Source organism: uncultured Microbacterium sp., from assembly GCF_947489255.1.
Lineage (GTDB): Bacteria > Actinomycetota > Actinomycetes > Actinomycetales > Microbacteriaceae > Microbacterium > Microbacterium phycohabitans.
Window position 1 is genome coordinate 170,005 of the sequence record NZ_CANLCY010000004.1, and the last position, 11,781, is coordinate 181,785.

At 71.7% G+C, this 11,781-nt stretch carries 6 protein-coding genes; 4 read left to right on the forward strand and 2 right to left on the reverse strand.

Annotation, left to right across the window (positions count from 1 at the left end):
- Positions 1–47: 47 nt before the first annotated feature.
- From Q0818_RS11190 to Q0818_RS11200, 3 genes are read left to right on the forward strand one after another with little or no spacing between them, the layout of a single operon-like run.
- Complete coding sequence (locus Q0818_RS11190; RefSeq protein ID WP_298874594.1) at positions 48–1,352, forward strand: GNAT family N-acetyltransferase; 1,305 nt, start codon at positions 48–50, stop codon at positions 1,350–1,352.
- 36 nt (positions 1,353–1,388) lie between these two features.
- Positions 1,389–3,899, forward strand: coding sequence for a bifunctional lysylphosphatidylglycerol flippase/synthetase MprF (locus Q0818_RS11195; protein ID WP_298874597.1), 2,511 nt, complete (start codon positions 1,389–1,391; stop codon positions 3,897–3,899).
- Positions 3,896–5,197 (forward strand): esterase, encoded by a 1,302-nt coding sequence (locus Q0818_RS11200; protein ID WP_298874600.1) that lies wholly within the window; start codon positions 3,896–3,898, stop codon positions 5,195–5,197. Before Q0818_RS11195 ends, Q0818_RS11200 begins: the two co-directional genes overlap by 4 nt.
- A gap of 99 nt (positions 5,198–5,296) precedes the next feature.
- Here Q0818_RS11200 and Q0818_RS11205 read toward each other — a convergent pair whose 3' ends face one another.
- On the reverse strand, positions 5,297–8,986 hold the full coding sequence (locus tag Q0818_RS11205; protein ID WP_298874603.1) for a multifunctional oxoglutarate decarboxylase/oxoglutarate dehydrogenase thiamine pyrophosphate-binding subunit/dihydrolipoyllysine-residue succinyltransferase subunit: 3,690 nt from the start codon (positions 8,984–8,986) through the stop codon (positions 5,297–5,299).
- Between the two features lie 163 nt (positions 8,987–9,149).
- Between Q0818_RS11205 and Q0818_RS11210 the strand changes: the two genes are divergently transcribed.
- Positions 9,150–10,610, forward strand: a complete 1,461-nt coding sequence (locus Q0818_RS11210; protein WP_298874605.1) for a GuaB1 family IMP dehydrogenase-related protein — start codon at positions 9,150–9,152, stop codon at positions 10,608–10,610.
- Here Q0818_RS11210 and Q0818_RS11215 read toward each other — a convergent pair.
- Positions 10,600–11,634 carry a glycoside hydrolase family 76 protein gene (locus tag Q0818_RS11215; RefSeq protein WP_298874608.1) on the reverse strand — a complete coding sequence of 345 codons (1,035 nt, stop codon included), beginning with the start codon at positions 11,632–11,634 and terminating at the stop codon, positions 10,600–10,602. The genes Q0818_RS11210 and Q0818_RS11215 overlap by 11 nt on opposite strands.
- Between the last annotated feature and the right edge of the window lie 147 nt (positions 11,635–11,781).

Below are 11,781 nucleotides of genomic sequence, written 5' to 3' on the forward strand. Positions count from 1 at the left end.
CCCGCAACCACCCGACGCGTGTCGGAGGGGGTCCCTAGGCTGGGGTCATGGCATCCATCGACACCCTGACGCTGCCCCTCGACCAGACCTCCGCCGCCGAGGTGGCGGCCGTCGGTCTCGAGTACGCCCGGGTCGACGCCGACGGCGACGGGTTCCGCCCCTTCCAGCGCGCGGTCGCCCGGGGATTCCTCGGCGGGGAGTCGACCGACGACGAGGCGGCGAACTCCCGGAAGACGCTGCGCACGCGTCGGCTGACCGGGGTGTTCGACCGTGCCGGCAGCGAGCCCGAGGTCCCCGTCGGCACGATCGACTCGTGGGCGTCGACGCTGACCACCTCGCCCGGACGCACGACCGACCTGTGGTCGATCAGCGCGGTGACGGTGGCCCCCACCCATCGGCGCCGGGGGATCGCTCGCGCGATGATCGGCGGCGAGCTGCGCACGGCGGCCGCGGCCGGATTCGCGCTCGCCGGACTGACCGTCACCGAGGCGACGATCTACGGCCGGTGGGGCTTCTCGCCCGCAGCCTGGGCCTCCGACGTCGTCGTCGACGCACGCCGCGCCCGGTGGACGGGGCCCACGGCTCCCGGGCGGCTCGATTTCATCCCGCGCGACGGCATCGCGGAGCGCCTGCACGCGATCCACGAGCGCGTCCGCGTCCGGCGCCCGGGTTCCGTGCCCGGATGGGACGGCCGCTGGCGGGGGGTGGCCGGGGTGGCACCCGGCGACAAGGAGGCCGAGAAGGTCCGGGCCGTGGTCTATCGCGATGTCGACGGCGCGGAGCGCGGCATCCTGGTGTACACCCTCGACGAGACCGACGACTACTCCGCCCACGACCTGTCCGTGCGGGCGATCTTCGCCGACGGCGACGACGCGTACGCCGCGCTGTGGCGGTTCGCGATCGAGCACGATCTCGTCGGCCGGGTCAAGGCGTGGCTGCAGGCTCCCGTTCCGCCGGTGCAGTGGATGGTGGCCGACCGCCGGGCGGTGACCGCCACGCTCACCGACCACCACTGGCTGCGCGTGCTCGACGTCGCTGGCGCCTTGACGTCGCGGGCGTATGCGGCGCCGCTCGAGCTGATCGTGCGGGTCGACGACCCGCTCGGATTCGCCGAGGGCACCTGGGCCGTCCGCATCGACGACGCGGGGGAGGCCGCCGTCAACGCGGCGTCCGCGGACTCCGCGGTCGACGTCGACCTCACCGTCGGAGCCCTGGGCTCGCTGCTGCTGGGCGGGGTCCGGGCCACCGAGCTGGCGTCCGCCGGTCTCGTCCGCGGCGACGCCCGCACGCTCGCCGCGCTCGACGCGGCGTTCGCTCCGGCAGCGACCCCGCTGCTGGACATCTGGTACTGACGGTCGTTCATAGACTCGCGCCGTACGATTCCGCCGATGTCCGAAGCCCCTCCCTCCCCGCCGGTCGAGCGCGCGTCGACCCGGCTCGACGCGGTGCGCGCGATCGTGCGCCGCTACGCGCGCGAGAACCCCGTCGCGCTCATCGTGAGCGTGCTCATCGTCGCGTCGGCGGCGGCGACGGGCTCCTTGTGGGGTGAGGATGCCTCCGCGTGGGGCGCCGGACCGCTCGCCACGTTCGCGAGTGGACGGTGGTGGACCCTGCTGACCGCTCTGGCGATCCCGGATTCCACGGTGGATGCCGTGTCGTCGCTGCTGCTGGCCCTCACCGTGCTCGCGTACGCGGAACGCCTCCTCGGCTCCCGGCGCACGGGCGTGCTGCTCGTGGTGCTGGGCATCGCCGGACTGACGGTGGGCATCGGACTGCACGCGGCGGCCTGGACGTTGACCGACCTGCGCCCCGTGGTGGCCGCGGAGGTCCCGGTGCTCGATCCGACGACGCCCATCGCGGGAGTCGTGATGGCGGCATCCGCTCTCGCACCGACGCTGTGGCGTCGTCGTCTGCGGCTGGTCGGCTTCGCCCTGCTCGCCCTCTTCGCCCTGTACGCCGGCGACGCCGACTCCTGGTACCGCCTGACCGCCGCGGTCATCGGCCTCGCCGTGGGGTCGGTCCTCGCGCGTGGTCGCGAGCGCCGTTCGTGGCACCGCAGCTCCACGCGCGAGACGCGCACGCTGCTCGCCCTGTTGGTCGCCGTGGTCGGCAGCGGCCCGATCGTCGCCCTCGTCAGCGGTGGGGGACGCGGTCCGCTGTCTCTCGTCGTCGACGCCTACACGCAGTACGACGACGAGCTGTTGAGCCGGTGCGGCTCGGTGGCGCAGTCGGTGTGCGACGAGCAGGTCGCACTGCTCATGACCCGCGGGGCCGGGCCCGCTCTGCTCGCGATCACCCCGCTCGTGCTGCTGCTGGTCTCGGCGTGGGGTCTGCGCCAAGGACGCCGCTCGGCGTGGATCGTCGCGCTGTTCGTGCTCGTCTCCTCCGCGCTCCTGCCGATCGTGTCGCTGCTCGACGGCCGACTTCGCATCGATCCCTGGGTCGACGGCAGCGGGGCGGAGTACGTGCTGTGGGCTCTGGCATCCATCGTCATCCCGCTCGCGCTCGCCGCAGCTCTCGTGGTGGCGCGGCCCCGCTTCACCGTCAGGGCCACGCGAACCGCGGCGCGCACGGTCGCCGCGGTGATCGGGCTCGCGTTCCTCGCGTGCGCGACGACCCTCTTCGTCGTCGAGGCCGTCGGACGACGCAGTTTCGACCGGGAGCTGTCGGTGCTCGACCTGCTCGGGCTCACGCTGCGTCGCTTCTTCCCTCCGGCCTTCACCAACCCCGGTGGCGGGACGGCCTTCCCGCACCACGGCCCGGCTCTGTTCGCCTATCAGTGGATCGGCGTGCTGTTCTGGGCGATCGTGGTGGGGGCGATCCTGTGGCTCTATCGCCGTGTCCGGCGACCGGATGCCGGTGACGGGGCGCGCTACCGCGACCTGCTGCACCGCGGGAGCGACACGCTGGGGTTCCTCGGCACGTGGGAGGGCAACCGGCACTGGTACTCCGACGACGGGGAGTGCGCCGTGGCCTACCGCCTCGCCGGAGACGTCGCCCTCGCCGTCGCGGACCCGCTCGCCCCGGCGGGGCGGCGCCCGGAGGCGGTGAGGGGCTTCTCCGACTACTGCGTCGAGCACGGGTGGACGCCCGCGTTCTACAGCGTGCACTCCGAGACGCTGGACGACCTCGTGGAGCTGGGATGGCGGCACGTGCCGGTCGGGGTCGAGACCGTGATGGATCTGCCCGGCCTCACCTTCGCGGGGAAGACGTGGCAGAAGGTGCGCCAGCCGCTCACCCGCGCCGAGCGCGAGGGCTACACCGCCGTCTGGTCGCGGTGGCACGAGCTCACCGTCGCGCAGGCGTCGCAGGTCGTGGCGATCGACGAGGAGTGGGTCGCCGACCGCGCCCTGCCCGAGATGGGCTTCACGCTCGGCTCCCTCGACGAGTTGCGCGACCGCGACGTCCGTCTGCTCCTCGCCGTCGGGCCCGACGACCGCATCGAGGCGGTCACCAGCTGGATGCCGAGCTGGACCGACGGTGAGATCACCGGATGGACCCTCGACTTCATGCGTCGGCGCACCGATGGCCCCAACGGCATGATGGAGTTCCTCATCGCCAAGGCGGCCCTGGAACTGCAGGCGGAGGGTGCCGTGGTGCTGAGCCTGTCCGGCGCCCCTCTCGCCGACGATCCCGACGAACCCGTGGACGGCGACCCCGCGCCGCTGCGATCCCTGCTGCGCTGGCTCGCCGAGGTGCTCGAGCCGGCCTACGGGTTCGCCTCCCTGTTCCGGTTCAAGGGCAAGTTCCGTCCGCGCTACCGTCCGCTGGCCCTCGCGTACCGCGACCCCCTGCAGCTTCCCGCGATCGGCGCGGCCGTCGGCCGCGCATACCTGCCGGACGCTTCTCGCCGTGAGATGGTCGCTCTGGCGAGGACCGCGTGGGAGGGGCGCCGATGAACAGATTCATCCTGTCGTTCGAGCTGATCGATTCACCGCTGCTCCCCGTCGCTGCGGTGATCGCGGGACTCGGCGTCGTGGCCGTACTGCTGTGGCCTCCGCGACGTCTCGTGCTGACCGGCGTCATCGCGACCGCCGCGGCGGTGGTCATGTTCGTCGTCGGGAAGATCCTCGAGGCGATGGGCACCTTCCAGGGACCGCTGCCGTCGGGGGCGATCTGGTGGGCGACGGGAGCTGCGGCGGCCGCCGCCGTCGGCGTCGTCGGCATCCTCCGCCGCCCGTGGCCCCGCCGGGTCGTCGGAGCGGTCACGGTCATCGCCGCGCTTCTCGCCGGCGCCCTCGGCGTCAACGCCTCCTACGGCGTCACGCACAACCTCGCCGCGATCCTGGGCGTGCAGGCCCTCGATCCGGCATCCCTGCCGCAGCGCGGCGACACCGCCAGCGATCCGGCGACGCTGTATCAGACGTGGGAGCCGCCGGCCGGGATGCCGGCGAAAGGCTCCGTGAGCGCGCTGACGGGCAGCAGCAAGATCCCGACCGGACAATACGCCGCGCGGGACGCCTCGCTGTACCTCCCGCCCGCCGCGCAGGTCGCCAATCCTCCCGCGCTGCCGTTGCTCGTGTTCATGATGGGCCAACCCGGTTCGCCCGACCCCACCGCTCTCGCGAAGGCGCTCGACTCCTTCGCCGCGGCGAACAAGGGCCTCGCGCCCATCGCGATCGTCGTCGATCAGCTGACCGCGCCCGACGACGACCCCGCCTGCGTGGACTCGGCGAAGTTCGGCGCGGTGTCGACCTACATCAACGAGCTCGTGCCGAAGTGGGCCGAGCAGAATCTGAACATCGTCACGGACCATCGCTACTGGACGATTGGCGGCTTCTCCAACGGCGGGTCGTGTGCGGCGCTCTACGGCACGAAACACCCCGACACCTGGGGACACCTGCTCGACGTCATGGGCAACGAGTTCCCGGGGTCGGAGCACGTCGCGCAGACCGTTGCGGACGTCTACGGCGGCGACGCCGCCGCCTTCCAGGCGAACAAGCCCTCGGTGATCATGGCGGCGGCGCCCGCCGGCACCTACACGGGCCACCTCGCCGTGTTCACGTGGGGTAGCGCCGACACCACCTACGGCCCCGGCCAGCAGGCGAACGCCGACGCGGCGAAGGCCGCCGGGTTCACGGTGCTGACGCACATCGTCGAGGGGGCCGGACACACCGGCGAAGCGCTCGACGGCAGTCTGGCCTACGCCATCCCGGCCATGGCACCGACTCTGGGGCTCGCGGCACCGGGATCCTGACGGCCGTGCGGCCCTCGTGGAGCCGGTGCGGCATCGGGGGTGACACGCGGAAGGGGCCCGATCGACTCTCGTCGATCGGGCCCCTTCTCGGCGGGGATATCAGCGCGCGAGCGCGTCCTTCATGATCGCCGCGTGCTCGTTGGCGTGCACCTTGGGCGACCCGGTCGCCGTGGAGGCGGCAGCAGCGCGCGAGATGCGACGCACGGGGCGGTCGAGCTGGTCGGCCACCTCGAGGGCGATGAAGGGCCACGCGCCCTGGTTCTCGGGCTCGTCCTGCACCCAGACCAACTCGGCATCCGGGTACTGCGCGATCACACGCGTCAGCTCCTCGATCGGCGCCGGGTAGTACTGCTCGAGACGCACAAGGGCGATCTCGGGGTTGGGGTTCTTGTCGAGCTCGGCGCGCAGATCCCAGTGGATCTTGCCGGCGTGCAGCAGCACGCGCTTCACGGCGGCGCGGTCGATGCCGCGGTCGTCGTCGAGCACGGGCTCGAAGCGACCCTCGAGGAAGTCCTCGACCGGGCTGGTCGCTCCGCGCAGACGCAGCATCGCCTTGGGCGTGAACACGACGAGCGGGCGGCGCGGACGCTGGTACGCCTGTCGACGCAGCAGGTGGAAGTACGACGCCGGGGTCGAGGGGCGCGCGACGATCATGTTGTCCTGCGCGCACATCTGCAGGTACCGCTCGATGCGAGCCGACGAGTGATCGGGGCCCTGTCCCTCGTAGCCGTGGGGAAGGAGCAGCACGACGCTCGACTGCTGCGCCCACTTCTGGTCGGCCGAGGAGATGAACTCGTCGATGACCGACTGGGCGCCGTTGGCGAAGTCGCCGAACTGCGCCTCCCACAGCACGAGCGCGTCCGAGCGCTCGACCGAGTAGCCATATTCGAACGCCATCGCGGCGTACTCGCTCAGCAGCGAGTCGTAGACCCAGAAACGACCCTGGTTCTCGCTGAGGTTGGCCAGCGGCAGCCATTCCTGACCGTTGTCGCGGTCGTGCAGCACCGAGTGGCGCTGGACGAACGTGCCGCGGCGCGAGTCCTGGCCGGCGAGGCGCACGGGGGTGCCCTCCATCAGGACCGAGCCGAAGGCGAGCAGCTCGCCGAAGGCCCAGTCGATGTTGCCGTTGCGGCTCATGTCGAGACGCTTGTCGAGCAGCTGCTGGAGCTTGGTGTGCACCGTGAAGCCGTCGGGCTTGTTCACGAACGCGTCGCCGATGTGCTGCACGACCTCGCGCGAGACGCCGGTGGTCTCGGGAGCGCCGACCGCCGGCTCGTCGGCGGCGTCGGTGGTGACGACCGGGTTGGTCCCGGTCTCGGCTTCGTGCGTGTCGGCGAAGGCGACCTCGAGGCGGCTCTGGAAGTCCTGCTTCGCCTGCTCGTACTCGTCTTCGGTGATGTCGCCGCGGCCGACGAGCGACTCGGTGTACAGACGGCGCACCGACCGCTTCGCCTCGATGAGGTTGGTCATCAGCGGCTGGGTCATCGAGGGGTCGTCGCCCTCGTTGTGGCCACGACGGCGGTAGCAGACGAGGTCGATGACGATGTCGCGGTGGAACTCCTCGCGGTACAGGAACGCGAGCTCCGCGGCGCGCACGACGGCCTCGGGGTCGTCGCCGTTGACGTGCAGGATCGGAGCCTGGATGGTCTTGGCGACGTCGGTGGCGTACACGGAGGTGCGGGCATCGGTGGGCGTGGTGGTGAAGCCGACCTGGTTGTTGACCACCACGTGGATCGTGCCGCCCGTGCGGTACCCGCGCAGCTGCGACATCTGCAGCGTCTCGACCACGACGCCCTGACCCGCGAACGCGGCGTCGCCGTGCACGAGGATCGGCAGCCACGAGAACGTTCCGATGGGCTTGCGGTCCTGCTTGGCGCGGACGATGCCCTCGAGCACGCCGTCGACGGTCTCGAGGTGCGAGGGGTTGGCGGCCAGGTACACGGGGAGCTCGTCGCCGGCGTCTCCGACGAACGTGCCCTCGGTGCCGAGGTGGTACTTCACGTCTCCCGAGCCGCGCTTGCTGCCCACGGCGACGGCGCCCTCGAACTCGCGGAACACGTGACCGTAGGTCTTGCCCGCGATGTTGGTGAGCACGTTCAGACGACCACGGTGGGCCATGCCGATGGCGGCGCCGTCGAGACCGGCCGATGCGGCACCCTGGAGGATCTGGTCGAGCAGCGGGATGAGCGACTCGCCGCCCTCGAGGCTGAAGCGCTTCTGGCCGACGTACTTGGTCTGCAGGAAGGTCTCGAAGGCCTCGGCCTGGTTGAGCTTCGACAGGATGCGCAGCTGCTCGTCGTGGCCGGGCTTGGTGTACTTGACCTCGAGGTTGCTCTGGAACCAGCGGCGCTGCGCCGGGTCCTGGATGTGCATGTACTCCACGCCCATGGTGCGGCAATACGAGTCGCGCAGCACGCCGAGGATGTCGCGCAGCTTCGCGACGCGCTTGTTGCCGAGACCGCCGGTGACGAACTCGCGATCGAGGTCCCAGAAGGTGAGCCCGTGCGACTCGATCTCGAGGTCGGGGTGGGTGCGCTGGACGTACTCGAGCGGGTCGATGTCGGCCATCAGGTGGCCGCGCACGCGGTAGGAGTTGATGAGCTCCTGCACGCGGGCGCTCTTGTCGATGCGCTCGGAGAGGTCGACGCTGATGTCGGCGGCCCAGTGGATGGGCGCGTAGGGGATGCGCAGGGCGGCGAAGATGTCGTCGTAGAAGCCGCGCTGGCCGATCAGCAGCTCGTGCACCTTCTTGAGGAACTCGCCTGAGCCCGCACCCTGGATGACACGGTGGTCGTAGGTGCTGGTGAGGGTGATCGTCTTGCCGATCGCCAGCTCGTTGAGCGTCTTCTCGCTCGCGCCCTGGAACTCCGCGGGGTAGTCGAGGGCTCCGGCGCCGATGATCGCGCCCTGTCCGCGCATGAGACGCGGGACGGAGTGGACCGTGCCGATGCCGCCGGGGTTCGTCAGCGAGACCGTGGTGCCCTGGAAGTCGGCCGGGGTGAGCTTGTTGCCGCGGGCGCGACGCACCAGGTCTTCGTAGGAGGCGAGGAACTCGCCGAACGTCAGGGTGTCGGCGCGCTTGATGCTCGGGACCAGGAGAGCGCGCGACCCGTCGGGCTTGGGCATGTCGATGGCGATGCCGAGGTTGACGTGCGCGGGGGCCACGACCGAGGGCTTGCCGTCGATCTCGGCGTAGTAGACGTTCTGGCTCGGGAACTCCTTGAGCGCCTGGATGAGCGCCCAGCCGATGAGGTGCGTGAAGCTGACCTTGCCGCCGCGCGTGCGCGACATGTGGTTGTTGATGACGATGCGGTTGTCGATCATCAGCTTCGCGGGGATGGTGCGCACGCTCGTCGCGGTGGGGACCGTGAGCGAGTCGTCCATGTTGGATGCCAGGGCCTTCGGCATCCCCTTCAGGACCGTCACGCGGTCTTCTTCGGTGCTCTCGGAGCCCGCCGAGGGGACGGCGTTCGGCGCCTGCGCCGGGATGGGCTGCGGCGCCGCCGGCTTGGCCGTGGTGCGGGCGACGGGCGCCTGGCCCACCACCGGGATGGGGGCCGTCACCGGCTTGGGCTCGGATGCCGTCGCCGCGGGCGGTGCGGCGGGCGGGGGAGCGGCGGCCGAGGATCCGTCGACGACCGGGTGGTACGCCTCCAGGATCGGCCACCAGGCCTTGTCTACGGAGTGCTTGTCGACTTTGAACTGTTCGTAGAGTTCGTCTACGAGCCACTCGTTCGCGCCGAACTCGCCCTCGCTCGAAGTACCGACGCCCGTCACCTGGCTCGACACAGTCGATCGCCTGCTTTCCTCGATGAAGATTCCTGTGGATGCGCCGACGTCGCCGTCGAAGACGCCGAGCGTCCAACGCGTCTTCCAGCCTAGCCGAGGTTCGACGGACGACCACGGCCCGGGTGAGGCCTTTACATTCGGATCGTGTGATGGAGTGGATGCCATGGAGTTCTCCGGCGCGCAGCCCGATGTCGACCTGACGTACTCGGACGTGTTCCTCGTCCCCCGCCATTCGGAGGTGCGCAGTCGCCTCGACGTCGACCTCGCCCCCGGCGACGGCAGCGGGGCGACGATCCCGCTGGTGTCGGCCAACATGAACTCGGTGACGGGGACGCGCCTCGCGGCGACCCTGGCGCGTCGCGGCGGTCTCGGCGTCCTCCCGCAGGACCTCGCTCTGCCGCAGCTGATCGAGGCGGTCGCCTGGGTCAAGTCGCAGCCGGTCGCCTGGGACGCGCCTCTGGTGCTGCCGCCGACCGCGACCGTCGCCGATGCGCGTCTCGTGCTGCCCCCGGTCGCCGGTCGGGGCATCGTCGTCGCCGACGCGCGCGAGGACGGCAGCGTCGACGTCGCCGCCTTCCGGGGGATCGTCCCAGCGCGGCGCCTGGCGACCGCGCTCCCGGATGCCACCCTCGGCGACATCGCCCGCAGCGACGCCCCTGTCATCGAGGTCGAGCGCATCGGCGATCCGCGCGAGGTCTTCGCCCTGATCGAGGAGGCCGGCGCCGACATCGTGCCCGTCGTGGACGGAGACCGGGTCGTCGGCACGCTGTCGGGGCGCAGCGCCCTCCGCGATTCGGTCTACCGACCGGCGGTCGACGCGGACGGCCGTCTGATCATCGCGGCTGCCGTCGGGGTCAACGGCGACGTGGCCGGGAAGGCGCGGGCACTGGCCGCCGCCGGCGTCGACGTCCTCGTGGTCGACACCGCCCACGGCCACCAGGCGCAGATGCTGCGCGCGCTGCGCGAGGTCGCGGCGCTGGAACTCGGCATCCCGATCGCCGCCGGCAACGTCGTGACCGCCGAGGGCGTCCGTGACCTCACCGACGCGGGCGCCACCATCCTCAAGGTCGGGGTCGGACCCGGGGCGATGTGCACGACCCGCATGATGACCGCGGTCGGTCGCCCCCAATTCTCCGCCGTGCTCGAGACCGCGGAGGCGGCCCGCAGCGCGGGCGCGCACGTGTGGGCCGACGGTGGCGTGCGCTACCCCCGCGACGTCGCTCTCGCGCTGGCCGCGGGAGCCGCGTCGGTCATGATCGGCTCGTGGTTCGCCGGCACGATCGAGGCCCCGGGACTGCTCCGCACCGACGACGCGGGCCTGCTCTACAAGGAATCGTGGGGCATGGCATCCACGAAGGCGGTCCAGGGACGCTTCGGTCGGCTCGACCCGTTCGAGCGGGCGCGGAAGGAGCTCTTCGCCGAGGGCATCTCGTCGTCGCGCATCTACCTCGACCCGCAGCGGCCGGGGCTGGAGGACCTGCTCGACATGATCACCTCGGGTGTGCGCTCCTCGTTCACCTACGCGGGCGCGGCCACGGTCGCCGAGTTCCACGAGCGCGCCCGGGTGGGCCTGCAGTCGGCAGCCGGATACGAAGAGGGCAAGGCGCTCCCGGTCAGCTGGTGAACGCCGGCTCGAGGTCGACCGCGGCCTCGAGCGTGATCCACGCGCCGACCTGGACCGACAGATCGAGGTCGTCGCCGTTCGCGCGAGCGGTGCGGCGGGGGTCGGTGGGGAAGAACCCCTCGCGGCGATTCGCCCACAGGGCATCCGCGTTGCGCTGCACCAGCTCGCGCGCGACGGAGGCCGTGGGGCGATGCGTCTCGCCGGCCGCATCGCCCGCGAACCACACCGCGGCCTCGGCCAGATAGCGGGCCAGGATGCCGGCGAACAGGCCCCCGTCGCCTCCGCCGGCCGCGGGGAACAGGCCGTCGTCCGCCGCGCACCACCGCTGCACGGCCTCGACGAGGCGCGCCGCCCGGGCCTCGTGCGCCTCCCGGGCGTCGGCGTCGGGCGCCCCCTCGGCCAGGGCGAGCGCGGATCCGATCGCCACGCCCTGGTTGTAGGTCCACAGCTCGGGACGGACGACGCCGTGCTCGACGCCGTCGCGCACCAGTCCCGTCGCGGGGTCGTCGAGGGTCGCCGCGACCCAGGCGTCGAGATCGACCGCCGCGCCGCGGTGCGCGGACCACGCCAGTGCGATCGCCGCGGGACCGTTCGCGGGGGCGTTGTAGAGCGTGCTGTCCACGGCCCAGGGCAGGGCCCCGACAGCGGGATCGACCGCGGCGTCGAGCCGCCGGGTCAGGCGCTCGAGGCGGCGGTCGTGCAGGTCGTACCGCTGCAGGGCCAGGGTCATCCACGCCACGTCGTCGTGGAAGGGCGTCGTCCAGCGGCCGAGCGTCCGCAGGGTGATGCCGCGGTGCAGTCCCCGCAGCAGTCGAGCGCGGCGCGGGTCGGGGCGGTGCTCCTGCGCGTCGCGCAGGACGTGCAGCAGGTGCGCGTGCCACCAGTAATGCCACGTGCGGGCACCGGGAGCCCCCGGCGTCGCGGCGTGCGCCCAGGCGACCGGACCGTAGCGGTGGACGTAGCGGCGGACGACGGCGGACTCGGCCGCCATGGCGCGCGTCTGCGCCGGGGAGGTGGCATCCATGGCTCCCATCCTCCCCAGGTCGGCCGTCTCGCGCAGACGGGTACCGCCCGCCCCGTGCTGCCATAGAATCGACGGCACGATGGACGACCCTCCCAGTTGTAGACCCAGGCCCCGACGACCCTCTCCCGCCGCATGCCCGAGCGGGGG

Coding starts and splice junctions, on each gene's coding strand:
- Q0818_RS11190 (WP_298874594.1), top strand. CDS start 48: ATGGCATCCATCGACACCCTGACGCTGCCCCTCGACCAGACCTCCGCC.
- Q0818_RS11195 (WP_298874597.1), top strand. CDS start 1,389: ATGTCCGAAGCCCCTCCCTCCCCGCCGGTCGAGCGCGCGTCGACCCGG.
- Q0818_RS11200 (WP_298874600.1), top strand. CDS start 3,896: ATGAACAGATTCATCCTGTCGTTCGAGCTGATCGATTCACCGCTGCTC.
- Q0818_RS11210 (WP_298874605.1), top strand. CDS start 9,150: ATGGAGTTCTCCGGCGCGCAGCCCGATGTCGACCTGACGTACTCGGAC.
- Q0818_RS11215 (WP_298874608.1), bottom strand. CDS start 11,634: ATGGATGCCACCTCCCCGGCGCAGACGCGCGCCATGGCGGCCGAGTCC.